General features: G+C 65.2%; 20 protein-coding genes. 13 read left to right on the forward strand and 7 right to left on the reverse strand.

From position 1 onward, the window contains the following. The first annotated feature begins 41 nt into the window (after nucleotides 1–41). From speB to VQ065_RS01775, 4 genes are all read left to right on the forward strand, one after another. Nucleotides 42–998: an agmatinase gene (speB, locus tag VQ065_RS01760; protein ID WP_003084256.1), complete on the forward strand. Its 957-nt coding sequence runs from the start codon at nucleotides 42–44 to the stop codon at nucleotides 996–998. Between the two features lie 52 nt (nucleotides 999–1050). Beyond that, a complete protein-coding gene (locus VQ065_RS01765) occupies nucleotides 1051–2013 on the forward strand; it encodes a LysR family transcriptional regulator (RefSeq protein WP_009315018.1) in 963 nt (320 codons plus the stop codon). Between the two features lie 112 nt (nucleotides 2014–2125). After that, on the forward strand, nucleotides 2126–3097 hold the full coding sequence (locus VQ065_RS01770; protein ID WP_003084261.1) for a GGDEF domain-containing protein: 972 nt from the start codon (nucleotides 2126–2128) through the stop codon (nucleotides 3095–3097). A gap of 614 nt (nucleotides 3098–3711) precedes the next feature. Next, nucleotides 3712–5094 carry an OprD family porin gene (locus VQ065_RS01775; RefSeq protein ID WP_003084265.1) on the forward strand — a complete coding sequence of 461 codons (1383 nt, stop codon included), beginning with the start codon at nucleotides 3712–3714 and terminating at the stop codon, nucleotides 5092–5094. A gap of 134 nt (nucleotides 5095–5228) precedes the next feature. On the opposite strand, the gene aguA is transcribed toward VQ065_RS01775, so the two are convergent. From aguA to VQ065_RS01800, 5 genes are all read right to left on the reverse strand, one after another. Then, on the reverse strand, nucleotides 5229–6335 hold the full coding sequence (gene aguA / locus VQ065_RS01780) for an agmatine deiminase (protein ID WP_003084267.1): 1107 nt from the start codon (nucleotides 6333–6335) through the stop codon (nucleotides 5229–5231). Between the two features lie 85 nt (nucleotides 6336–6420). Beyond that, nucleotides 6421–7299, reverse strand: a complete 879-nt coding sequence (gene aguB / locus VQ065_RS01785) for an N-carbamoylputrescine amidase (protein WP_003084270.1) — start codon at nucleotides 7297–7299, stop codon at nucleotides 6421–6423. 162 nt (nucleotides 7300–7461) lie between these two features. Beyond that, nucleotides 7462–8127, reverse strand: coding sequence for a TetR/AcrR family transcriptional regulator (locus VQ065_RS01790; protein ID WP_003084271.1), 666 nt, complete (start codon nucleotides 8125–8127; stop codon nucleotides 7462–7464). Nucleotides 8128–8187: 60 nt separating this feature from the next. Further along, nucleotides 8188–9249 carry a polyamine ABC transporter substrate-binding protein gene (locus VQ065_RS01795; RefSeq protein ID WP_003084273.1) on the reverse strand — a complete coding sequence of 354 codons (1062 nt, stop codon included), beginning with the start codon at nucleotides 9247–9249 and terminating at the stop codon, nucleotides 8188–8190. 255 nt (nucleotides 9250–9504) lie between these two features. Next, the gene (locus VQ065_RS01800; protein WP_003112937.1) at nucleotides 9505–10881 is read right to left on the reverse strand and encodes a glutamine synthetase family protein; all 1377 of its coding nucleotides are present in this window, start codon (nucleotides 10879–10881) and stop codon (nucleotides 9505–9507) included. Between the two features lie 278 nt (nucleotides 10882–11159). Here VQ065_RS01800 and VQ065_RS01805 point away from each other — a divergent pair, with 278 nt between their 5' ends. From VQ065_RS01805 to VQ065_RS01840, 8 genes are all read left to right on the forward strand, one after another. Next, nucleotides 11160–11912, forward strand: a complete 753-nt coding sequence (locus tag VQ065_RS01805) for a gamma-glutamyl-gamma-aminobutyrate hydrolase family protein (RefSeq protein ID WP_003084285.1) — start codon at nucleotides 11160–11162, stop codon at nucleotides 11910–11912. 40 nt (nucleotides 11913–11952) lie between these two features. Next, on the forward strand, nucleotides 11953–13311 hold the full coding sequence (locus tag VQ065_RS01810) for a glutamine synthetase family protein (protein ID WP_003084290.1): 1359 nt from the start codon (nucleotides 11953–11955) through the stop codon (nucleotides 13309–13311). A 65-nt stretch (nucleotides 13312–13376) separates the two neighbouring features. Then, complete coding sequence (gene spuC, locus VQ065_RS01815) at nucleotides 13377–14747, forward strand: putrescine--pyruvate aminotransferase (RefSeq protein ID WP_003084297.1); 1371 nt, start codon at nucleotides 13377–13379, stop codon at nucleotides 14745–14747. Nucleotides 14748–14862: 115 nt separating this feature from the next. Continuing rightward, entirely contained in the window at nucleotides 14863–15966 is a 1104-nt protein-coding gene (spuD, locus tag VQ065_RS01820; protein ID WP_003084299.1) for a putrescine-binding protein SpuD, read from the forward strand. Nucleotides 15967–16384: 418 nt separating this feature from the next. Then, on the forward strand, nucleotides 16385–17482 hold the full coding sequence (gene spuE / locus VQ065_RS01825) for a spermidine-binding protein SpuE (protein WP_003084301.1): 1098 nt from the start codon (nucleotides 16385–16387) through the stop codon (nucleotides 17480–17482). Between the two features lie 54 nt (nucleotides 17483–17536). After that, nucleotides 17537–18691: a polyamine ABC transporter ATP-binding protein gene (gene potA / locus VQ065_RS01830; protein WP_003084303.1), complete on the forward strand. Its 1155-nt coding sequence runs from the start codon at nucleotides 17537–17539 to the stop codon at nucleotides 18689–18691. Between the two features lie 26 nt (nucleotides 18692–18717). After that, the gene (locus tag VQ065_RS01835; protein WP_003121722.1) at nucleotides 18718–19599 is read left to right on the forward strand and encodes an ABC transporter permease subunit; all 882 of its coding nucleotides are present in this window, start codon (nucleotides 18718–18720) and stop codon (nucleotides 19597–19599) included. 82 nt (nucleotides 19600–19681) lie between these two features. Next, complete coding sequence (locus VQ065_RS01840; protein WP_003084307.1) at nucleotides 19682–20551, forward strand: ABC transporter permease subunit; 870 nt, start codon at nucleotides 19682–19684, stop codon at nucleotides 20549–20551. A 177-nt stretch (nucleotides 20552–20728) separates the two neighbouring features. On the opposite strand, the gene hacB is transcribed toward VQ065_RS01840, so the two are convergent. Next, the gene (gene hacB, locus VQ065_RS01845) at nucleotides 20729–23116 is read right to left on the reverse strand and encodes an N-acylhomoserine lactone acylase HacB (RefSeq protein ID WP_003084308.1); all 2388 of its coding nucleotides are present in this window, start codon (nucleotides 23114–23116) and stop codon (nucleotides 20729–20731) included. Nucleotides 23117–23226: 110 nt separating this feature from the next. Between hacB and VQ065_RS01850 the strand changes: the two genes are divergently transcribed. Next, the gene (locus tag VQ065_RS01850) at nucleotides 23227–24279 is read left to right on the forward strand and encodes an AraC family transcriptional regulator (RefSeq protein WP_003084312.1); all 1053 of its coding nucleotides are present in this window, start codon (nucleotides 23227–23229) and stop codon (nucleotides 24277–24279) included. On the opposite strand, the gene VQ065_RS01855 is transcribed toward VQ065_RS01850, so the two are convergent. Then, a complete protein-coding gene (locus tag VQ065_RS01855; protein ID WP_003084314.1) occupies nucleotides 24258–24761 on the reverse strand; it encodes a hypothetical protein in 504 nt (167 codons plus the stop codon). The two genes, VQ065_RS01850 and VQ065_RS01855, sit on opposite strands and share 22 nt — an antisense overlap. Nucleotides 24762–24863 lie beyond the last annotated feature (102 nt).

Here is a 24863-nt window from a genome sequence, read left to right on the forward strand (position 1 = left end):
GCGGCGCCCGGTGCTTTCTTCCCACCACACGGAGACGCTCCATGTCGAACGACCATCCGCAGCCCCTCGACGCCGCCGAGATTCCCCGCTTCGCCGGTATCCCGACCTTCATGCGCCTGCCGGCGTTCACCGACCCGGCGGCGCTGCAGGTCGGCCTGATCGGCGTGCCCTGGGACGGCGGCACCACCAACCGCGCCGGTGCCCGCCATGGCCCGCGCGAGGTGCGCAACCTGTCCAGCCTGATGCGCAAGGTGCATCACGTCAGCCGCATCGCGCCCTACGACCTGGTGCGGGTCGGCGATCTCGGCGACGCGCCGGTGAATCCCATCGACCTGCTCGATTCGCTGCGCCGCATCGAAGGCTTCTATCGCCAGGTCCATGCCGCCGGTACCCTGCCGCTGTCGGTCGGTGGCGACCACCTGGTGACCCTGCCGATCTTTCGCGCCCTGGGTCGCGAGCGGCCGCTGGGCATGGTGCATTTCGATGCGCATTCCGATACCAACGACCGCTACTTCGGCGACAACCCCTACACCCACGGCACGCCATTCCGCCGAGCCATCGAGGAAGGCCTGCTCGATCCGCTGCGCACGGTGCAGATCGGCATCCGCGGCTCGGTGTATTCGCCGGACGACGACGCTTTCGCCCGCGAGTGCGGCATCCGCGTGATCCACATGGAGGAGTTCGTCGAACTGGGCGTCGAGGCGACCCTGGCCGAAGCGCGGCGGGTGGTGGGCGCCGGGCCGACCTATGTGAGTTTCGACGTCGACGTGCTCGACCCGGCCTTCGCGCCCGGCACCGGCACCCCGGAGATCGGCGGCATGACCAGCCTCCAGGCCCAGCAGCTGGTCCGCGGCCTGCGCGGGCTGGACCTGGTCGGCGCCGACGTGGTGGAAGTCTCGCCGCCGTTCGATGTCGGCGGCGCCACGGCGCTGGTGGGGGCGACCATAATGTTCGAGCTGCTCTGCCTGCTTGCCGAGTCGGCCGCGCGAAGCGCCTGACGGCGTTCCGCCGGCCCGGCTTTGGCGCTATAACGAAGGCGGACCGAACGCCATGGGGGCGGGAATGCTGGGCAACCTCAACGACATCGACCTGCGCATGCTGCGCACCTTCTGCGCCATCGTCGAGGCCGGCGGCTTCACTGCCGCCCAGGCGCGCCTGAACACCAGCCTGTCGCGCCTGAGCGTGCTGGTGCGCGACTTGGAGGTGCGCCTGGGCTATTCCCTGTGCCGGCGCGGCAATGGCGGTTTCCAGTTGACCGAGGAGGGACAGGAACTCTACGACGCCGCGCTCGGCCTGTTCAGCGACATCGCCCGTTTCCGCGAGCAGGTCCGCGGCCTCGGCGGGCGCGATCGCGAGGCGTTGCACCTGGGCTGCGTCGATGGCGTCATCGGCCAGCATTGCCTGCCGTTGCCGCTGGCCATCCGGCTGTTTCGCCAGCGCGCCCCGGAGGTGCTGCTCAAGCTGCACACGCGGCGTCCCGACGAACTCGAACACGCGGTGCTGGAAGAGCGCCTGCAACTGGCGGTGGGGGCCTTTCACCACCGGTTGTCCGGGCTCTACTACCAACCCCTGTTCCGCGAGGAGCAGAACCTCTATTGCGGCAGCGCGCACCCCTTCTTCGCCCGGGCGGACGACGAGCCGACGCTGGGCGAGATCTGCGCGGCCGACTATGTCGGCCGCGGCTACATGGCGGAAAACCACCGCCCGCACGACCTGCGCTTCAACCAGGGAACCGACGCCTACACCATGGAGGCCATCGCTACCCTGGTCTTCAGCGGCACCTACATCGGCTACCTGCCGACGCACTATGCCGCCACCTGGGTCGCCGAAGGGCGCATGCGGGCGATCCGGCCACGGCAACTGGCCTACGACTCGGAATTCCATTGCATTACCCGCCAGGGACACGAAGAACGACCGACCCTGACCCTGTTCCTGCGCTCGCTGTTCGAGGCGCAGAAACAATTGGGCGTGCAGGCTCCGGCGAATACGAACGGCATCGCTCGGCAATTGTGATCGAGCGCACTGGCTGGAGCCTTTCCCTGCCGTTCGGCGGGCATTTCTGTATCGCCGCGACCCCTGCGCTAAGTTGGCGGTCGAACCCGTTCCGCGAGCAGAGCGACGATCCATGGACGACCTAACCGGCATTCCCGAAGACCCGCAGGAGGCCGCGCTGGCCTTGCTGCACAGCCGTGCCGAAGTGGCCCGGCTGAAGGAGCGCGAGCAACTCTTCAGCGCCTTGCTGGCCAGCGTCAACTCGGTGCTCTGGGCCTACGACTGGCAGAACCGGCGGATGGTCTACGTCAGCCCCGCCTACGAGAAAATCTTCGGCCGTTCCGCGGCGCTGCTGCTGGCGGACTACGAGGAGTGGCGCAACAGCATCTACCCGGACGACCTCGACTACGCCGACAGCAGCCTGCTGCAGGTGCTCGAACGTGGCGCCGTGGAACAACGCGAATACCGCATCGTGCGCGGCGACGGCGAGGTCCGCTGGCTCAACGACAAGTGCTTCGTCAGTCGCCAGGGCGAGGCGGGACTGCCGCTGATGGTGGTGGGTATCGCCGAGGACATCACCGACAAGAAGCACATGGAGAGCGAGCTGCAACGGTTGGCCACCACCGACGTGCTGACCCAGAGCAGCAACCGTCGCTATTTCTTCGACAGTGCCGAGGCGGCCTTCAAGGAGTGTCGCCGCGAGGGGATACCGTTGGCGTTCCTGCTGCTGGACGTCGATGACTTCAAGAAGATCAACGACCGCTTCGGCCACCAGGTCGGCGACCAGGTCCTCCAGCGTATCGCCCAGAGCGGCAGTGCCGCGTTGCGCCGTGGCGACCTGTTCGGGCGGATCGGCGGCGAGGAGTTCGCCGTGCTGCTGCCCGGCTGCGACGAGCAGACCGCGCGACAGATCGGCGAACGCCTGCAGCGCGAGGTGCAACGCCTGCGCTTCCAGGAGGGCGAACAAAGCTTCGGGATCACCGTCAGCCAGGGCCTGACGGTCCTCCAGGCTGATGACGAGGGGCTCGGTGCCCTCTACAGCCGGGCCGACGCCGCGATGTACTCGGCCAAGCGCCAGGGCAAGGACTGCATCGTCGTGGGCTGACCGCTGGGCAAACGTGTCCGTTTTGTCGACGGCGCCACGGAATACCTCTTTGGGGAGGCGACCGGCAGGCTGCGGCTGCGGTACAATATTCCTTAAAGCTATTAAATGCGAATAATTAATTCTTTTTAGGTTTATTGCGGATATTTTACTGTTTATTACCCACGCGCTATAAAGCGCAGGAGATAACGATTTTCTGAAACGTGGCGGTAACTCGCCAGAAAGGAAGCTGTAATAGGCGGTTTTCTGCCGATACCCTCCGGCCCCGTCAGCCGGGAGAAGGGCAGGAAGCCCGAGAGGACGCGAAGGCGGAGCCCGATGGAAAGATTGGCTTACAAATTGCCTTCACTGGCGGTGGGTCGAGACACCCGCCGCACAATAACAAGACACGAGTACACCCATGCACACGCTTCCGTTCGCTGCCTCCCTGCCTGCTTGCCTGCCCCGTCGTTCCATCGTCGCGGGTTGCGCCGTTTCCTGATCCATCGAATGCCGAGTTTCGCGCGCGCCATCTTCCGGGATGGTACGGCGCTCAGTGTTTCAACGACCGGTCGGGCCCACGCGTTCCACTTCCCCCGACCGGAAGACAATTAGCAATACCAATGGGGAAAAGACCAATGAAGAGTCGCAAGATCAACAAGTCACGACTGGCCCTGGCCATCACTGCCGGTACCCTCGGTGCCCTGGCGCAACAGGCGGTCGCCGCCGGTTTCATCGAGGACAGCAAGGCATCGCTGACCCTGCGCAACTTCTACATCAATACCGACAACCGCAATGGCACCGCCTCGCCGAGCAAGCAGGAAGAGTGGGGCCAGGGCTTCATCCTGAATTACCAGTCGGGCTTCACCCAGGGCACCGTCGGCTTCGGCGTCGACGCGCTGGGCCTGCTCGGCGTGCGCCTGGACGGCGGCGGCCGTGCCGGCAAGAGCGGCCTGGACCGCCAGCCGGGCACCGTGTTCCCGCTGGAAAGCAACGGTGAGCCGGTGCACGACTTCGCCAGCCTGGGCCTGACCGCCAAGGCCAAGGTATCCAACACCGAGTTCCGCTACGGCACCCTGCAGCCGAAGCTGCCGGTGGTCACCTACAACGACGGCCGCCTGCTGCCGGTCACCTTCGAGGGCGGCCAGGTCACCTCGACCGATCTCAAGGACTTCACCCTGGTTGCCGGCCAACTGGAGCACTCCAAGGGCCGTAACTCCACCGACAACCGCAGCCTGAGCATCGCCGGCGCCAACGGCAGCAGCGCCAGCTCGCGCGACAGCAACAAGTTCTACTACGCGGGTGGCGACTACAAGGTCAACAAGGACCTGACCCTGCAGTACTACTACGGCAACCTGGACGACTTCTACAAGCAGCACTTCCTCGGCCTGATCCACAACTGGCAGATTGGCCCGGGCGTCCTGAAGACCGACCTGCGCGCCTTCGACAGCAGCTCCGACGGCAAGAACGGCAGCCGTTCCGGCCGTGCCGACGGCTACGTCAGCAGCGGCTACTACGGCAGCGGCGTGACCAAGGGCGAAGTCGACAACCGCGCCTTCAGCGGCCTCTTCACCTATACCGTCAGCGGCCACAGCATCGGCGCCGGCTACCAGATCCTCAACGGCGACAGTGACTTCCCGTTCCTGAACCGTGGCGATGGCGAAGGTTCCACCGCGTACCTGATCACCGACGTGCAGATCGGCAAGTTCCAGCGTGCCGGCGAGCGCACCTGGCAGGTCCGCTACGGCTACGACTTCGCCACCGTCGGCGTGCCGGGCCTGACCTTCAACACCATTTACCTGAGCGGCGACAAGATCAAGACCGCCCGCGGCGACCAGAGCGAGTGGGAACGCGATATCTCCCTGGCCTACGTGATCCCGGACGGCACCTTCAAGGGCCTGGGCTTCACCTGGAAGAACGCCTCCTTCCGCAGCGGCCTGCCGGCCGCCGGTTCGAGCAACAACCAGCGCGACCAGGACGAAAACCGCCTGATCGTCAGCTACACCCTGCCGCTGCTGTAAGCTCCGGCCGGACAGGAAAAAGCCCGCGTCCTCCTGGAGGACGCGGGCTTTTTTCATTCAGGGCGCCACTCGGCGTGCCGTGCCGGCCAGCGCGAACAGCGCCGCGGCTGGCCATCCGCCCTGGGGGATGCCCGTCAGGCCTTGCGCGGCGCTGGTTGCTGCTGGGTGATGCAATGGATGTTGCCGCCGCCGAGGAGGATCTCGCGCCCCGGGACCATCACCACCTCGTGCTCGGGGAACACCCGCTGGAGGATCGCCCTGGCCTCGGCGTCCTTGGGATCGTCGAAGCTTGGCGCGACGATGCCGCCGTTGACGATCAGGAAGTTCACGTAGGAGCCGGCCAGGCGAATGGAGGGATCGCGCGGCTGGCTGCCCTCGACGATATCCACGCCGTCGCACTCTTCCTGGGTCGCGTACAGCGGGCCGGGGATCGGCATCTTGTGCACCACCAGCTTGCGTCCCTTGGCGTCGCGGCTTTCTTCCAGCACGCGGAGGGCGGCCTGGCAGCGCAGGTAGTTCGGGTCGTCCTGGTCGTCGGTCCAGGCCAGCAGCACCTCGCCGGGACGCACGTAGCAGCAGAAGTTGTCGACGTGGCCGTCGGTCTCGTCGTTGTAGAGGCCGTTCGGCAGCCAGATGATGCTGTCCACCGCAAGGTAGTCGCGCAGGGTCCGCTCGATCTCCGCCTGGCTCAGGTGCGGGTTGCGGTTGTGGTTGAGCAGGCATTCCTCGGTGGTGATCAGCGTGCCTTCGCCGTCGACGTGGATCGAGCCGCCCTCGAGGACGAAGTCGTCGGTGCGGTAGCGGGCGCGCCGTTCGATCTCGAGGATCTTGCGTGCCACCTGGTCGTCGCGCTGCCAGGGGAAGTACAGGCCGCCTTCGAAGCCACCCCAGGCGTTGAAGCCCCAGTCGACGCCGCGTACATCGCCCTTGTCGTCGATGACGAAGGTTGGGCCGGTGTCGCGGACCCAGGCATCGTCGCTGCTGATTTCCACGACGCGGATGTTGCCGTCGTCGAGGCGCGCGCGCGCGTTCTCGTACTGCCCGGCGCTGGCGCAGACGGTGACCGGCTCGAAGCGCGCGATGGCCTTGGCCACCGCGGTGAAGGCCGCCTGGGCCGGCTTGCCGCCGTTGCGCCAGTTGTCCGGGCGTTCCGGCCAGACCATCCAGGTCTGCTCGTGGGGTTCCCATTCGGCGGGCATGCGGAAGCCGTCGGCGCGTGGGGTGCTGGTCGGATTGCTCATCGCTGCTCCTGAAATCGTTGCTATGCGCGGCGGACGCCGGCGCGGAATGCGCGGGGCGTCCCCGCGCGGATCGTTTCCCGAGGCCTCAGGACTCCAGCGAGCCGTCCAGGGTCTTCAGCGGACCGTAGAGGTTCGGCCGGCGGTCGCGGAACACGCCCCAGGCGCTGCGGGTGCGCTCCAGCGCATCGAGGTCGAAGGTGTGGACAAGGATACCTTCCTCGGTGTGGTTCAGCTCCTCGACTTTCTCGCCGAACGGGTCGGCGATGAACGAAGAACCATAGAAGGTGATGTCGTAGCCGTCCTGCTCCTCGCGGCCGATGCGGTTGGAAGCCACCAGCGGCATCAGGTTGGCCCCGGCATGGCCTTGCTGCACGCGCTGCCAGTGATCGCGCGAGCTGATACTGGCGTCGTGCGGTTCGCTACCGATGGCGGTCGGGTAGAACAGGAGTTCCGCGCCGAGCAACGCCATGCTGCGCGCCGATTCGGGGAACCACTGGTCCCAGCAGATACCGACGCCGATCCGTGCGTAGCGGGTCTGCCAGACCTTGAAGCCGGTGTCGCCCGGATTGAAATAGTACTTCTCGTGGTAGCCCGGGCCGTCCGGGATGTGGCTCTTGCGGTAGACCCCGAGGTTGCCGCCATCGGCGTCGATGACCGCGATGCTGTTGAAGCGGGCGCGCCCGGCGCGTTCGAAGAAGCTGATCGGCAATACCACCTGCAACTCCCGGGCGAGGGCCTGGAAGTGGGCGATGGCGGCGTTCTCCTCGACCGTGGTGGCCAGCTGCAGGTAGTCCGGGTTCGGCTTCTGGCAGAAGTAGGGGGTCTCGAACAGTTCCTGGATCAGGATGATCTGCGCACCCCTGGCGGCGGCCTGGCGCACCAGTTTCTCGGCGCGGGCGATGTTCGCCGGACGATCCCAGGAGCAGGCCATCTGGGTGGCGGCGACGGTGACGTTGCGGGTCATGGAACACCTCGTGTGCTGGCTCGGATGGCTGCCGGGCTTGGCGGCGGCCGGTTGTGGGTCGGGCGGGCGGGAACGGGGTGTCGCGCCCGATCGAGTGATGGGCGGATTTATATCCGATAAAAATCGGACTGTGAAGCGGTTTAAGGGAGTTTTATGGATTTTCTATCGATTTAAATCGGATATAAATCCGGTTAATGGTTCGCTACGCTTTTCCAGGATCGGCGGCAGGTAGAGCCCCAGGTAGGCGTCGAACACCCGCATGCCTTCTTCCGCCAGGCGTGCGTCGATGATCCCGTGACGCTGGACCGACAATGCGTAGACGCGATCGCCTAGCTCCATGGCCAGGCTGAAGATCTCGATATCGGTCGGCAGCGGAGGCAGCAGGAAATGCCGCTCGAACAGGGCGCGCATGGCCTGGCCGAGTTGCACGTCATGTTGGCGATCGGCCTGGGTGACTTCGGCCAGGCCGTGGCTGGCGAGAATCAGTTGGCGGGCCGCCGCGTCGCGGGCGTAGACCGCCAGCATGCGCTCCTCGACGATCCGCGACAGGTCGCGCCAGCAGCGCAGGCCTGCATGGTCCACCGGCTGTTCGAGGCACGCGCGGAAGGCGGCGTGGACCTCGCCGGTCAGCCCCTGGAGCAGGGCCGGCACGCTGGGGAAGAAGTGGTAGACCGACGATGGCGGCATTTCCGCGCGTTCGGCCACGCTATAGATGGTCAGGCCGCCGATGCCTTCGTCGGCGAGCAGGCCGCGAGCGGCGTCGAGGATCGCGGCGATCCGGGCCTGGCTGCTGGCGCGGGGCTTGCGGATGGACGAGGTGGGCTGCATGGCGGGTCTCCGGGCGTGAGCGGCTATTGGACGCCAGCTCACGCGACCGGGGCAAGCCGCTCAGTGGCTGGCGCCGCGGAAGGCCTTCCAGATCTCGTCGACCACCGGCCGGAGTTTTTCCGGCGGCGTTTCCAGGGCGAACAGGCGGCGGCTGGTGTCGCGGTCCGGATACAGGCCGGGTTGCTGGCGCAGGGCGGGATCGAGGAAGCCGGCGGCGTCGGCGTTGCCGCTGGGGTAGAGGGTGGCGGCGGTGATCTGTGCGGCGATCTTCGGTTGCATCAGGTAGTCGATGAAGCGGTGCGCCTGTCGTGGATGCTGGGCGCTGGCCGGAATCACCAGGTTGTCGATGAACAGCACCGAGCCTTCCTGCGGTACCTCGAAACTTACCGGCTGGCCCGCCTTGGCCGCGCGCAGGGCGTCGCCGACCCAGGCCATGGCCAGGCAGAGGCGACCGCCTTCGAGGTCGGCGATGTAGCGCTCGCTGTCGACGTAGCGCAGGTTCGGTCGCAGTCCGTGCAGCGCCTCGGCGGCGCGGCGTACCTGGCTCGGAGCGGTACGACCGAGGTTGCGGCCCTGGTAGTTGAGGAGGATCGCCAGGGTTTCGTCCGGCGCGTCCAGCAGGCTGATGCCGCAGCTTTTCAGGCGCTGGCTCTGGCTGGCGTCGAACAGCAGGCTCCAGCTGTTGGGCAGCGGCCCGCCATAGGCGGCTTCGGCCTGCGGGGTATTGATGGCCAGGCCTACGGCACCCCATAGATAGGGGACGGCGTGGCGGTTGTCAGGGTCGACCGCGGCCAGTTTGCTCAGCAATTGACGGTCGAGATGGCTGCGGTTGGGCAACTGGGTGAAGTCCAGCGGCCGCAGCAGGTTGTCCTTCAGCAGGGCCGGCAGGGTGTCGTGGGAGGGGACGGCGACGTCGATCGCCTCGCCACTGCGCAGCGCCTTGTCCAGTTCCTCGGCGGTGGCGAAGGTGTGGTATTCGACGCGGATGCCGGTGTCCTTCTGGAAGGACTCGAGCACCTGCGGGTCGATGTAGTCGTTCCAGTTGTAGACGCGCAGGGTCTCCTCGGCTTGGGCCAGCCAGGGTGCGAGGGCGAGGAACAGCAGGACGGAAAGGCGGGGCATGGAATCTTCTCGCTGGACGGAACGGAGCGGACGATGGTGCCGGAGCCACGCGGCAGCGGCATTGATGCAGGCCAGCATCGAGTCTGGCGGGAGGCGTGGCGGCAGGCTGTGCCGTGGCGCACATTTCCCGGTTCCGAGAAAAGGACCGGGGCGGTTTCCCAGACACAGACGCCCCCGCGTTGAGTGTCTGCGAAACCGCCCCGGATTTCGCTGCGTACGGCGCTGGTCCGGAGCCGGCGCGCCGATACCGCTACCTCAGACGGTATGCAGGTACCAGTTGTACTCGAGGTCGGAGATCGAGTGCTCGAACTCCTCCAGCTCGCTTTCCTTGCAGGCGACGAAGATGTCGATGTACTTCGGGTCGATGTACTTCGCCATGATCTCGCTTTCGTCCAGCTCGCGCAGGGCGTCGCGCAGGTTGTTCGGCAGGCTCGGCTCCATCTGCTCGTAGGAGTTGCCTTCGATCGGCGCGCCCGGCTCGACCTTGTTGGTCAGCCCGTGATGAACGCCTGCCAGCACCGCTGCCAGTAGCAGGTAGGGGTTGGCGTCGGCGCCGGCCACGCGGTGCTCCAGGCGCACCGCGTCCGGGCTGCCGGTGGGCACGCGCAGGGCCACGGTGCGGTTGTCCAGGCCCCAGCTCGGCGCGTTCGGCACGTAGAACTGCGAACCGAAGCGGCGGTAGGAGTTGACGTTCGGGCAGAGGAAGGCCATGGAGGCCGGCAGGGTCTCGAGCACACCGCCGATCGCATGGCGCAATGCGGCGTTCTGCTCGGGATCCTCGCTGGTGAAGATGTTGTTGCCGTGCTTGTCGAGCAGCGAGATATGCACGTGCAGTCCGTTCCCGGCCTGGCCCGGATAGGGCTTGGCCATGAAGGTGGTGTCCATCTCGTGGTCGTAGGCGATGTTCTTGACCAGGCGCTTGAGCAGCACCGCGTGGTCGCAGGCCTTGAGGGCGTCGTTGACGTGGTTGAGGTTGACCTCGAACTGCGCCGGTGCGGATTCGGCGACGATGGCGTCGGCCGGGATGCCCTGGGCGCGGGCGCCGTCGATGATGTCCTGGAGGCACTCGACGTATTCGTCGAGGTCGTCGATGGAGTACACCTGCACCGACTGCGGACGCTTGCCGGAGATCGGCGAGCGTGGCGGCTGCGGCCGGCCGTTCACGTTCTCCTGGTCGATCAGGTAGAACTCCAGCTCGAAGGCGGCGACGATGGTCAGTTCCATCTCGGTGAACCTGGCCACCACCTGGCGCAGGACTTCGCGGGGGTCGGCGAAGAACGGCTCGCCTTCCAGTTCGTGCATGGTCATCAGCAACTGCGCGGTCGGGCGCTTCTGCCAGGGTTCCATGGAGAGGGTGCCGGGGATCGGGTAACAGATCCGGTCGGCGTCGCCGATGTCGAGACCCAGGCCGGTACTCTCTACGGTGGAGCCGGTGATATCGAGGGCGAACAGGGAAGCGGGGAGATTGATACCTTTTTCGAAGACTTTGTTCAGACTGTTGCGTTCGATCCGCTTGCCGCGAACCACGCCATTCATGTCTGCAATAAGGAGGTCGACGAACTGGACCTCGGGATGTTCCTTGAGGAACTCGCTCGGTTCAGTGAGCTGAACGGCACGCTGGGGTACCGACATGATGCAACACCTTTTTTGTTAAAAATTTCAATCATGCGGGGGGTAGGCTATGAGTCAATCCGAAAGCCTGTGGGATGTCAATAGCCGCCAAAAACGCCCTCTTGTGGGGCGTTGAGGCCGTTTTCAGGGCATTTTCGCCGGACGAAAAGCCGAAAAAAACCTCGCGTCGAAGGGTGTTCAGGAGTGCGTGTTCAATTTTTTACAGGCCTATTGTGTAAAAAAATGAACAACGCTAAGCTCGGCCAAACCCCATAACATCTACAAACAACGGGTGTCTCATGTCTCGCCTGCCGTTAATCGGCGTCACCGCCTGCACCAAGCAGATCGGTCTTCATCCCTACCACATTGCCGGCGACAAATATCTGCGTGCCGTCGTCAACGGCGCTGGCGGTCTCCCGCTGATCATTCCTGCGCTGGGCGAGTCGATCGACCAGGCAGCCCTGCTGGACAGCGTCGACGGCTTGCTCTTCACTGGCTCGCCGTCGAACGTCGAGCCCCGTCATTATAGTGGACCGGCGAGCGAGCCCGGCACCCTCCACGACTCCGACCGCGACGCCACCACGCTGCCGCTGGTCCGCGCCGCCATCGACGCCGGCATTCCGGTCCTCGGCATCTGCCGCGGTTTCCAGGAAATGAACGTGGCTTTCGGCGGCAGCCTGCACCAGAAGGTGCACGAGGTCGGAACCTTCATGGACCACCGCGAGCCGGCCGACCAGCCGCTCGAGGTTCAGTACGCGCCGCGCCATGCCATGCATGTGCAGCCGGGCGGAGTGCTCGCCGGTATCGGCTTGCCGAGCGAGTTCCAGGTCAATTCCATCCATGGCCAGGGCGTTGATCGTCTGGCGCCGGGCCTTCGAGTAGAAGCACTGGCGCCTGACGGGTTGGTCGAAGCCATCTCCGTAGAAGGTGCAAAAGCCTTCGCTCTTGGTGTGCAATGGCACCCGGAGTGGCAGGTTCTGACGAACCCCAACTATCTCGCTATCTTCCAGGCTTTCGGTAAGGCCTGCGGCAAGAGGGCGGGGCAACGTTGAGTCCGGCTGTTGGGGCCGGACTCTCAACCCTGAGGTCTTTATGACTACCAAGTTAGACCAGCTGACCAGCTGGCTGAAGGAACGCAAGATCACCGAAGTGGAATGCCTGATTTCCGATCTGACAGGCATCGCCCGCGGCAAGATCTCGCCGACCAACAAATTCATCGCGGAAAAGGGCATGCGCCTGCCGGAGAGCGTTCTGCTGCAGACCGTCACCGGCGACTACGTGGAAGACGACATTTACTACGACCTGCTCGACCCGGCCGACATCGATATGGTCTGCCGCCCGGACGAGAATGCCGTGTTCCTCGTCCCCTGGGCCATCGAGCCCACCGCGATGGTGATCCACGACACCTTCGACAAGCTCGGCAATCCCATCGAGCTGTCGCCGCGCAACATCCTCAAGCGCGTGTTGAAGATGTATGCCGACAAGGGCTGGCGGCCGATCGTGGCGCCAGAGATGGAGTTCTACCTGACCAAGCGCAGCGACGACCCCGACTATCCGTTGCAGGCCCCGGTGGGCCGCTCCGGACGCCAGGAAACCGGGCGTCAGTCGTTCTCCATCGACGCCGCCAACGAGTTCGACCCGCTGTTCGAGGACATGTACGACTGGTGCGAGGCCCAGGGCCTTGACCTGGATACGCTGATCCACGAGGAAGGCACCGCGCAGATGGAGATCAACTTCCGTCATGGCGACGCCCTCGACCTGGCCGACCAGATCCTGGTGTTCAAGCGCACCATGCGCGAGGCCGCGCTCAAGCACAACGTCGCCGCGACCTTCATGGCCAAGCCGATGACCGGCGAGCCGGGCAGCGCGATGCACCTGCACCAGAGCATCGTCGACGTGAAGACCGGCAAGAACATCTTCTCCAATGCCGACGGCACCATGAGCGAGCTGTTCCTGCACCATATCGGCGGCCTGCAGAAGTTCATCCCGGAAGTGCTGCCGCTGTTCGCGCCCAACGTGAACTCGTTCCGCCGCTTCCTGCCCGATACCTCGGCGCCGGTGAACGTCGAGTGGGGCGAAGAGAACCGTACCGTCGGCCTGCGCGTGCCGGACTCCAGCCCGGAGAACCGCCGGGTCGAGAACCGTCTCGCCGGCGCCGACGCCAACCCTTACCTGGCGCTGGCTGCCAGCCTGCTGTGCGGCTACATCGGCATGGTCGAAGGCATCAAGCCGAGCGCCCAGGTCAAAGGTCGCGGCTATGAACGCCGCAACCTGCGCCTGCCGCTGACGATCGAAGCGGCGCTGGAGCGCATGGAGAACTGCAAGCCCCTCGAGCAGTATCTCGGCAGCAAGTTCATCAGCGGCTACGTCGCGGTGAAGCGTGCGGAGCACGAGAATTTCAAGCGGGTAATCAGCTCCTGGGAGCGGGAATTCCTCCTGCTTTCCGTTTGATCCTGACCGGGGGCGGCCGGCGTGGTCCGCCGCTCCCGGACAGTCTTGAATAGAAGAGGTGTGACATGAACAGCCAAATCACCAACGCCAAGACCCGTGAGTGGCAGGCGTTGAGCCGCGACCACCATCTGCCGCCGTTCACCGACTACAAGCAGTTGAACGAGAAGGGCGCGCGGATCATCACCAAGGCCGAAGGCGTCTATATCTGGGACAGCGAGGGCAACAAGATCCTCGATGCGATGGCCGGCCTCTGGTGCGTCAACGTCGGCTACGGCCGCGAGGAGCTGGTCCAGGCCGCCACCCGGCAGATGCGCGAGTTGCCGTTCTACAACCTGTTCTTCCAGACCGCCCACCCGCCGGTGGTCGAGCTGGCCAAGGCGATCGCCGACGTCGCTCCGGAAGGCATGAACCACGTGTTCTTCACCGGCTCCGGCTCCGAGGCCAACGACACCGTGCTGCGTATGGTCCGCCACTATTGGGCGACCAAGGGCCAGCCGCAGAAGAAAGTGGTGATCGGCCGCTGGAACGGCTACCACGGCTCCACCGTCGCCGGCGTCAGCCTGGGCGGCATGAAGGCGTTGCATGAGCAGGGTGATTTCCCCATCCCGGGCATCGTCCACATCGCCCAGCCCTACTGGTACGGCGAGGGCGGCGACATGTCGCCGGACGAATTCGGCGTCTGGGCCGCCGAGCAGCTGGAGAAGAAGATTCTCGAAGTGGGCGAGGAAAACGTCGCCGCCTTCATCGCCGAGCCGATCCAGGGCGCCGGCGGCGTGATCGTCCCGCCGGACACCTACTGGCCGAAGATCCGCGAGATCCTCGCCAAGTACGACATCCTGTTCATCGCCGACGAAGTGATCTGCGGCTTCGGCCGTACCGGCGAGTGGTTCGGCAGCCAGTACTACGGCAACGCCCCGGACCTGATGCCGATCGCCAAGGGCCTCACCTCCGGCTACATCCCCATGGGCGGGGTGGTGGTGCGCGACGAGATCGTCGAAGTGCTCAACCAGGGCGGCGAGTTCTACCACGGCTTCACCTATTCCGGTCACCCGGTGGCGGCCGCCGTGGCCCTGGAGAACATCCGCATCCTGCGCGAAGAGAAGATCATCGAGAAGGTGAAGGCGGAAACGGCACCGTATTTGCAGAAACGCTGGCAGGAGCTGGCCGACCACCCGTTGGTGGGCGAAGCGCGCGGGGTCGGCATGGTCGCCGCCCTGGAGCTGGTCAAGAACAAGAAGACCCGCGAGCGTTTCACCGACAAGGGCGTCGGGATGCTGTGCCGGGAACATTGTTTCCGCAACGGTTTGATCATGCGCGCGGTGGGCGACACTATGATTATCTCGCCGCCGCTGGTGATCGATCCGTCGCAGATCGATGAGTTGATCACCCTGGCGCGCAAGTGCCTCGATCAGACCGCCGCCGCCGTCCTGGCTTGAGTCCCTGAGCGGACTTTTGCCAGACTGCGCCAGTGCGTTGGCCAGGCTCACCGGGTGGTGACGCGATCGGTTGCGCCACCGCCCGGATACTTCAACAAAAATGGAGCTACCCCGCATGATGAAACGTTTCGGTAAGACCCTGCTCGCCCTGACCTTGGCGGGCTCTGTGGCCGGTATGGCGCAGGCTGCGGACAACAAGGTACTGCACGTCTACAACTGGTCCGACTACATCGCGCCGGACACCCTGGAGAAGTTCACCAAGGAAACCGGGATCAAGGTCGTCTACGACGTCTACGACAGCAACGAAGTGCTGGAAGCCAAGTTGCTGGCGGGCAAGTCCGGGTACGACGTGGTGGTGCCGTCCAACTCCTTCCTCGCCAAGCAGATCAAGGCCGGGGTCTACCAGAAGCTCGACAAGTCCAAGCTGCCGAACTGGAAGAACCTGAACAAGGACCTGATGCACACCCTGGAAGTCAGCGACCCGGGCAACGAGCATGCGATTCCCTACATGTGGGGCACCATCGGCATCGGCTACAACCCGGACAAGGTCAAGGCGGCCTTCGGCGACAATGCGCCGGTGGATTCCTGGGACCTGGTATTCAAGCCGGAGAACATCCAGAAGCTGAAGCAGTGCGGCGTCAGCTTCCTCGACTCGCCGACCGAGATTCTCCCGGCGGCCCTGCACTATCTCGGCTACAAGCCGGACACCGACAATCCCAAGGAACTCAAGGCGGCCGAAGAGCTGTTCCTGAAGATCCGTCCCTACGTCACCTACTTCCACTCGTCGAAGTACATTTCCGACCTGGCCAACGGCAACATCTGCGTCGCCATCGGCTACTCCGGCGACATCTACCAGGCCAAGTCCCGCGCCGAAGAGGCGAAGAACAAGGTCACCGTCAAGTACAACATTCCCAAGGAAGGCGCCGGCAGCTTCTTCGACATGGTCGCCATTCCCAAGGACGCCGAGAACACCGAGGGCGCCCTGGCCTTCGTCAACTTCCTGATGAAGCCGGAAATCATGGCCGAGATCACCGACGTGGTTCAGTTCCCCAACGGCAACGCGGCGGCCACCCCGCTGGTGTCCGAGGCGATCCGCAACGACCCGGGCATCTACCCGAGCGAAGAGGTCATGAAGAAGCTGTATACCTTCCCCGACCTGCCGGCCAAGACCCAGCGGGCGATGACCCGCAGCTGGACCAAGATCAAGTCCGGCAAGTGATCCGCGAGGAGCCCGGCGGCGCCTGAAGCCGCCGGCGCTCCGGCACGAGAGAACCGGAACGCGGCCGGGTTTCCTCCGGCCACGCTCCCCTGCGAAGAGGTTCGACTCTTTTGCCCGTTCGTCCAGACGCTTCCTCCTGGGGGCCCGACGACCGGACGCAGTATCGACGACGAAGACGCTGCCATGGGCGCTGCGCCAATCTGCCGCGCCGGGGCCGGTCGTGTCGCTCGCACCGGGGCCGAGGGCCCGGAAAACCTGAAACCAACACGCCGGTAGGGAACCCAGCTCACTCATGTTTCCCGGCGGAATCGTCGGGTTGTCATGAAACCCGAGTGATCTGGGCTTACATCGGCACTTGAAGAACACGGGTCGAACAGGCAGGGTGCTGCCGTGAAAAGGCCCGGAACAGGAGTCGGACATGCAACATTCCATTGGCAAGACACTGCTGGTAGCCGCTCTGGCTACGGCGATCGCGGGCCCCGTGCAGGCGGAGAAGAAGAGCCTGCACATCTATAACTGGACCGATTACATCGCTCCCACCACCCTCAAGGACTTCACCAAGGAGAGCGGGATCGACGTCAGCTACGACGTCTTCGACTCCAACGAGACCCTCGAGGGCAAGCTGGTCTCCGGCCACTCCGGTTACGACATCGTGGTGCCGTCGAACAACTTCCTCGGCAAGCAGATCCAGGCCGGTGCCTTCCAGAAGCTGGACAAGAGCAAGCTGCCGAACTGGAAGAACCTCGATCCGGCGCTGCTCAAGCAGCTGGAGGTCAGCGACCCGGGCAACCAGTACGCGGTTCCCTACCTGTGGGGCACCAACGGCATCGGTTACAACGTGGCCAAGGTCAAGGAAGTCCTCGGTGACCAGCCGATCGACTCCTGGGCCATCCTCTTCGAGCCGGAGAACATGAAGAAGCTCGCCAAGTGCGGCGTAGCCTTCATGGACAGCGGCGACGAGATGCTGCCCGCCGCCCTCAACTACCTGGGGCTGGACCCCAACACCCACGACCCGAAGGACTACAAGAAGGCCGAGGAAGTCCTGACCAAGGTTCGCCCCTACGTCAGCTACTTCCACTCCTCCAAGTACATCTCCGACCTGGCCAACGGCAACATCTGCGTCGCCTTCGGCTATTCCGGGGACGTCTTCCAGGCCGCTGCCCGCGCCGAAGAGGCCGGCAAGGGCATCGACATCCAGTACGTGATTCCCAAGGAAGGCGCCAACCTGTGGTTCGACCTGATGGCGATTCCCGCCGATGCCAAGGCCGCCGATAACGCCTACGCGTTCATCGACTACCTGCTGCGTCCGGAGGTGATCGCCAAGGTCAGCGACTATGTCGGCTACGCCAACGCGATACCGGGGGCCCGCCCGCTGATGGACAAGAGCGTCAGCGACAGCGAGGAGGTGTATCCGCCGCAGGCCGTGCTCGACAAGCTCTACGTTTCCGCCGTGTTGCCGGCCAAGGTGCTGCGCCTGCAGACCCGTACCTGGACCCGGATCAAGACCGGCAAATAAGTTCAAATTCCGCCCGGTAGCGTGACCGGGCTCAACGACTTGGGAGTTGTGGTAATGGCGATAGCCTCCGGTGCCTACAAGAAAGCCCTAGAGGGCAACCAGCAGCCGAAAGAGGTGCTGGTAAAGATCGACCGGGTAACCAAGCAGTTCGACGAGACGCTGGCGGTGGACACCGTGTCCCTGACCATCAACAAGGGCGAGATCTTCGCCCTGCTCGGCGGCTCCGGCTCGGGTAAATCCACCCTGTTGCGCATGCTCGCCGGTTTCGAGCGGCCCACCGAGGGGCGGATCTTCCTCGATGGCCAGGACATCACCGACCTGCCGCCCTACGAGCGGCCGATCAACATGATGTTCCAGTCCTATGCGCTGTTCCCGCACATGAGCGTGGCGCAGAACATCGCCTTCGGCCTCAAGCAGGACGGCCTGCCCAAGGCCGAGATCGACGAGCGCGTGGCCGAGATGCTCAAGCTGGTGCACATGACCCAGTACGCCAAGCGCAAGCCGCACCAGCTCTCCGGCGGCCAGCGCCAGCGGGTGGCCCTGGCCCGTTCGCTGGCCAAGCGGCCGAAGCTGCTGCTGCTCGACGAGCCGATGGGCGCGCTGGACAAGAAGCTGCGCTCGCAGATGCAACTGGAACTGGTGGAGATCATCGAGCGCGTCGGCGTGACCTGCGTGATGGTGACCCACGACCAGGAAGAGGCCATGACCATGGCCCAGCGCATCGCCATCATGCACCTGGGCTGCATCGAGCAGATCGGCAGCCCGATGGACATCTACGAGACCCCGGCGAGCCGCCTGGTCTGCGAGTTCATCGGCAACGTCAACCTGTTCGACGGCGTGCTGGTGGAGGACGTGCAGGACCATGCGGTGATCGCCTGCCCGCAGCTGGAGAACCCGATCTACATCGGCCACGGCATCAGCACCCGCGCCGAGGACAAGCGCATCACCTACGCGCTGCGGCCGGAGAAAGTGATGATCAGCGCGCAGAAGCCGGACAACCTGGAACACGCCGGGCACAACTGGGCCCAGGGCACCGTCTACGACATCGCCTACCTTGGCGGCCACTCGGTGTACTACATCAAGCTGGCCTCCGGGATGATCGTCCAGGCCTTCATGGCCAACGCCGAGCGCCACGTCGCCCGGCCGACCTGGGACCAGTCGGTGTACATCAGCTGGTACGACGACAGCGGCGTGGTACTGCAGTCATGAAATTCGCCAACAGCCTGAAAAAGCGCATGCCCACCGGGCGGCATGCGGTCATCGGGGTGCCGTTCCTGTGGCTCTTCCTGTTCTTCCTGCTGCCCTTCGCCATCGTGCTGAAGATCAGCCTGGCGGAAGCGGACGTAGCCATCCCGCCCTACACCGAGATCTTCGCCTACGCGGACCAGCAGTTGCAGGTGCTCCTCAACCTCGGCAACTACCTGATGCTGACCGATGACCCGCTCTACATCGATGCCTACCTCGGCTCGCTGAAGATGGCCTTCATCAGTACCCTGATCTGCCTGCTGGTGGGCTACCCGATGGCCTACGCCATCGCCCGCTCCAGCCAGTCCTCGCAGACCGTCCTGCTGCTGCTGATCATGATGCCGACCTGGACGGCGATCCTGATCCGGGTCTATGCCTGGATGGGCATCCTTTCCAACAACGGCCTGCTCAACAGCGTACTGATGGGGCTGGGGCTCATCAGCGAGCCGCTGACCATCCTCAACACCAACATCGCGGTGTACATCGGCATCGTCTATTCCTACCTGCCGTTCATGATCCTGCCGCTCTACGCCAACCTGGTGAAGCACGACCCGAGCCTGCTGGAGGCCGCTTCCGACCTGGGCGCGCGCAACTTCACCAGCTTCTGGAAGATCACCGTGCCGCTGTCGAAGAACGGCATCATCGCCGGCTGCATGCTGGTGTTCATCCCGGCGGTGGGCGAGTTCGTCATCCCGGAACTGCTCGGCGGCCCCGAGACCCTGATGATCGGCAAGGTGCTCTGGCAGGAGTTCTTCAACAACCGCGACTGGCCGGTGGCGTCCGCCCTGGCGGTGGTAATGCTGGCGATCCTGATCATCCCGATCATCCTGTTCAACAAGAACCAGGCCAAAGAACTGGAGGGCAAGGTATGAGCCAGCACAGCGTATCCCGCTCCGTATCCCGTTCAACAGGCTCTCCATCCAGAAGCGTGGCCAAAGAACTGGAGGGCAAGGTATGAAGCGCTGGAATTTCTCCAACGTCATGCTGATCGTCGGCCTGCTCTTCATCTACCTGCCGATGCTGATCCTGGTGATCTATTCGTTCAACGCCTCCAAGCTGGTGACGGTGTGGGGCGGCTGGTCGGTGAAGTGGTACGTCGGCCTGCTGGACAACACCCAACTGGTCAGTTCGGTCGGCCGCTCCCTGGAGATCGCCTTCTATACGGCGTTCTCCTCGGTGCTCCTCGGCACCCTGGCGGCCTTCGTCCTCACCCGCATCCCGCGCTTCCGCGGTCGTACGCTGTTCGGCGGCATGGTCACCGCGCCGCTGGTGATGCCGGAAGTGATCACCGGCCTGTCGCTGCTGCTGTTGTTCGTGGCCATGGCGCAACTGATCGGCTGGCCGCAGGAACGGGGTATCGTGACCATCTGGATCGCCCACACCAGCTTCTGCTCGTCCTATGTGGCGGTGGTGGTGTCGGCGCGCCTGCGTGAACTCGACCTGTCGATCGAGGAAGCGGCGATGGACCTGGGCGCCAAGCCCTGGAAGGTGTTCCTGCTGATCACCATCCCGATGATCGCGCCCTCGCTGGCGGCGGGCGGCATGATGTCCTTCGCCCTGTCGCTGGACGACCTGGTACTGGCCAGCTTCGTCTCCGGACCCGGCTCGACCACCTTGCCGATGGAAGTGTTCTCGGCGGTACGCCTGGGCGTGAAGCCGGAGATCAACGCGGTGGCCAGCCTGATCCTGCTGAGCGTTTCGCTGTTCACCTTCTTCGCCTGGTACTTCACCCGCCAGGCCGAGGAGCGGCGTCGCCGGGCGATCCAGCAGGCGATGGAAGAGACCGCGACCGACTGGCAGAAAGGCTCGCCGACCCCGGCCTGAGCCCTCCGCCGAAAAGAAAAGGCCACCTGCGGGTGGCCTTTTTCATTGGCGCGTCGGTGGCGGGAAATGCCTGGCTACGCTCCGTAGGGCGACGCCCGAGGCGTTATCCGCCGATACCCCGTTGTACCCGGCGGACAACCACCATGCGGCTACTCGCCCGACCCCACGCCGGCCGGCTCAGCGCTTCGGTTCCAGCACCAGCACGCCCTTGCTGTTAGCCTTCACCTCGTTTTCCTCGTAGTGCTGCGGCAGGTAGTGGCCCTCGATGTAGGCCTCGGCCTGGTCGTCGTAGTGGCCGTCGAAGGGCACGCCGCTCTGCCCGACCGGGTTGATGCCGAGGCTGTGGGTCGGGTCGGCGAAGTCCACCAGGCGCCGGGTCGATGGACCGTAGGTGACCGCCCAGGGGGCCGGGCCGATCTTCGCCGACAGGTTGTTCGGTACCTCGTGGGTGCCGGGGGCGGCGAACGGACCGACGTTGAGAAGGCGCTTGAGCAGCGCTTGCTGGCCCAGGGCGTGCTCGTGGGTCAGGGTATGCGCCTTGCCCCACAGCCAGCCGGACGGGTCGTTGCCGAGGGTGCCGCGCAGATGCGCGAGGGAGGCGTTCCAGGCGGCCCTGACGATATCCGCGCGGGTTTCCCGGCGTTCTGTGCGGCGGTCGTCCCACCAGGGCGAGTCGGCGTCGCCAGCCAGCCGAGGCAGCGCGCTGTCGATGGCGCGGGTGGCGATCAGGCTGTCGAAGAAGGCATCGCCCAGTTCGTCGTGCAAGGCGCCCTCGGCAATCTGGAACAGCAACTGGTTGAACAGCGTGGCGGCGGTCGAGTCGACCGGGTAGTCGCCCTTCCAGGCCGCCAGTTGCTCGACCAGGCGCTTGCCTTCGGCGTCGTCGACCACCTCGCGCAGGACCGGCAGCAAGGGTGCGAGCAGGCGCGGCGCGTAGCCGGTGCGATTGCCGAGTTGCAGCGCGCGGCTGTTGTCCAGGTTCCATTTGGTGCCGCGGTCGGCCAGTTGGGTATCCAGCCACTGGCCGCGGTCCGCCAGGTTGTAGTAGCCGGGAATCGGCCGGCCATTGGCCGGGACCGGCTGGAAGTTGGCGGAGACGATGTAGCCGCGCGCCGGGTTTTCCTCCTGCGGGTTGTCGGCGAACGGATAGAAGCCGGACTTGTCCGCCTCGCCCTTGCTGCCGTCGAGGATGAAGCTCGGGTTCACTCCCTCCGGCCGCTTCGGCAGGGCCGCCGAGGCCCACCAGCCGATATCGCCGGCGGCATTGGCCCAGACCAGGTTGAGTCCTGGCGAATGGATCTTCGAGGCCGCCGCGCGGGCCTTGGCCAGGGTATCGGCGCGATTCAGCTGGTAGAAGGCGTCGAGCACCGGGTTCTCGGTCTCGAGGAAAGCCCACCACATGGCGATCGGGGTCTTGCCGGAGCTGGCGCCGAGCGCGTCGTTGACGATCGGACCGTGGGGCGAGCGGCGCAGGGTGAGCTTCACCGGCGCAGCGCCCTTGACCGCGATTTCCTGCTCCTCGCTCTGCAGGTCGACCCATTTGCCCTGGTACCAGACCTGGTTGGGGTTGTCCGGGTTGACCTTCTCGGCGATCAGGTCGAGGTCGTCGTTCTGGAACATCGTCAGGCTCCAGCCGAACGCACGGTTGTGGCCCAGCGAGGCGAAGGGGTTGAGCGCCTGGTGGTGGCCATAGAGTTCGAAGCCGGGCGCGCTCAGCTGGGCCTCGTACCATACCGCCGGCGCGGCGAAGCGGATATGCGGGTCGCCGGCCAGCAGGGGCTTGCCGCTGGCGGTGCGGCTGCCGGCGACGACCCAGGCGTTGCTGCCCTCGAACTGCGGCAGGCCGGCGTCCTCCAGGGCCTGCTGGCTGAGACGGGCGAGGGCGCCGAGGTCCTTCCAGTCGCCGGCGCCCAGTGCGCCGGAGGGCGTCAGCACGCCCTGCGGATGCCAGTCGAGATCGAAGATGCGCAGGTAGTCGCTGCCCAGTTCGTCGCGGATGTAGGTCAGCACCGGCTCGGTGCGGAAGGCGGCGGCGAAGCTGTAGGCCATGTAGCCGGCGATGCTCAGGGTATCTTCGGGGGTGAAGGGACGCCTGGGTATGCCCAGCAGATCGAATTCGAGCGGCGCCGGGTTGTTTTCCTGGAACTGGTTGACCCCGTCCAGGTAGGCCTCCAGCACTTTCCAGGGCTGCGACTGCTTGTCCTGGCGGGCGCTGTATTCGGCGGCGTGGTCGCGGATGCGCAGAGTGCGGAACAGACGGTCGGTATCCACCAGCTTGGGTCCGAGCACTTCGGCCAGCTCGCCGCGCGCCAGGCGCCGCAGCATTTCCATCTGGAACAGGCGGTCCTGGGCGTGCACGTAGCCGAGGGCGCGGTAGAGGTCGGTCTGGTTCTGCGCATACAGGTGCGGAACCCCGCGCTCGTCGTAGCGCACGTCGACCGGCGCCTGCAGGTGGGCCAGGGCGAGCGAGCCGTTGCGGAGCGGCTGCTTGGCATGGAGGTACCAGGCGCCGCCGGCAGCCGCGGCGGCGACCGCCACGGCGATCACGGTCAGGGTGCGTTTCATCGATCCTTTCTCCTTGTTGTAGTGCCGAGCATTCTGCGGATGCCGCCGGCCCGCGGCATTGACCGAATGCTCGGACCCTGGAAGTCTTTGGTCAATCGCGAGGAGCCGCCATGCAGGACGACCCGTCTACCAGCCCCCTGACCCATTCCGCCACGTTGCGGCGTCTGTTGTATGAAGCCCTGGACGCCCTCGGGCTCGACCCCACCCGCGTCTACCGCAGCGTCTACCGGCGTATCCCGCTGCCGCCGCCGACCCTGGGCGGCCGCCTGGTGCATGACAACGCCCCGTTGTTCTGGACCGAGCTGGCGGCGGTGACCGGCGATGCCGACATCGGCCTGCACCTGGGCGAGGCAATGAAGCCGCGCCTGCTCGATGTGGTCGGCTACCTGCTGCTGTCCGCGCGCGACCTGGAGGAGGCGCTGCGCAGCTTCGTGCGTTTCCAGCACATTCTCTCCGGCGGTTTCGCCGCGCGCCTCGAGGTCGAAGGGGAAACGGCAAGGCTGATCCTCGACATCAACTACCTGGGCTATGCCTCGCTGCGCCAGCAGATCGAATGCCTGATGCTGCTGTTCCTCAAGCTGCTGGCGCTGATCAGCGACGACGAGTTCGTCGCCGAGCGCATCGAGTTCCGCCACCGAGCCCCGCCGCGGCTGGGCGAACACCGCCGGTTGTTCGGCAGGCTGCCGCTGTTCTCGCGGCCGCACGATGCCCTGGTGTTTTCCGCCGCCTTGCTGCGGCGTCCTTCGCGCAACGCCAATCCGGACATGCATGGCGTGCTGACCCGCCACGCGGAAGAACAGACCCGCGAACTCAGCGAGAACCGCTTGCTCAATCGCGTGCGCTACCTGATCGAGCTGCGCCTCGGGGAGGGCTATGGCTTGCGCCAGTGCGCGGCGGAGCTGGGTCTTGGCAGCGGCGCCTTGCAGCGTGCGCTGGCCGCTGGCGGAGCGAGTTTCCGGCAGGTTCGCGATGAGGTTCGTCGGCAGCGGGCGAGCGAGATGCTGTTGGCCGGTCGCGCCATCCGCGAGGTGGCCAAGGCTTGCGGGTTCGCCGAGCTGTCGCCGTTCTACCGGGCCTTTCGCCGCTGGCACGCCGCGCCCCCGGAGCAATACAGGGCGCGGCTGGCGAAGCGGGAAAAGGGTTACTCGACCAGCGGTACCTGACGGCCGATCTCCAGGGTGGCGATGGCGTCGAGCTGGATCTCGATCTGCAGGAAGCGCATGGCGCGCTTGGGCGAGACGTTCTTGGCGATGCGCTTGACGTACTTGTCGCGCAGTTCCAGACGGTCCTCCTGGAGGTCGTCGACACGCTCGATCAGCGTGCTCGCCTGGTCGTCGCTGACGTTGCCGCTGTTGTAGGCCTGGGCGTAGTCGAGCAGGAGCTTGAGGGTTTCCTTGCTGAGCTTGTCCGACTCGGTGCGGTAGGTGTTGTAGATCGGCCAGAACTTCTCGCCTTCCTGGTCGGTGAGGTTCATGTTGGCCTCGACGATGCGCTTGCGCTTGTAGTCGACGTCGGCCAGGTCGTTCTGGATCTGCGCCTGGTGCTCCTTCATCAGTTCCTTGCTGCTGGGCTGAGGGTCGTTCTGGGCGGCCATCAGCGGCAGGCTGACGAGGGCGAGCAGGGCGAGGGTGGGACGTAGGGACATGCAGCGACTCCTTGGTTCGGCAACGGCCCCTCGTGGGCCGACCCGGGCAGTGTAGCCGCTACGCCTTCCGGCGCCCCCTCCGGAAGGCCCGGTGTTGAGCCA

The sequence above is a fragment of the Pseudomonas sp. KBN10P06128 genome (assembly GCF_037574945.1).
GTDB classification, from domain to species: domain Bacteria; phylum Pseudomonadota; class Gammaproteobacteria; order Pseudomonadales; family Pseudomonadaceae; genus Pseudomonas; species Pseudomonas aeruginosa.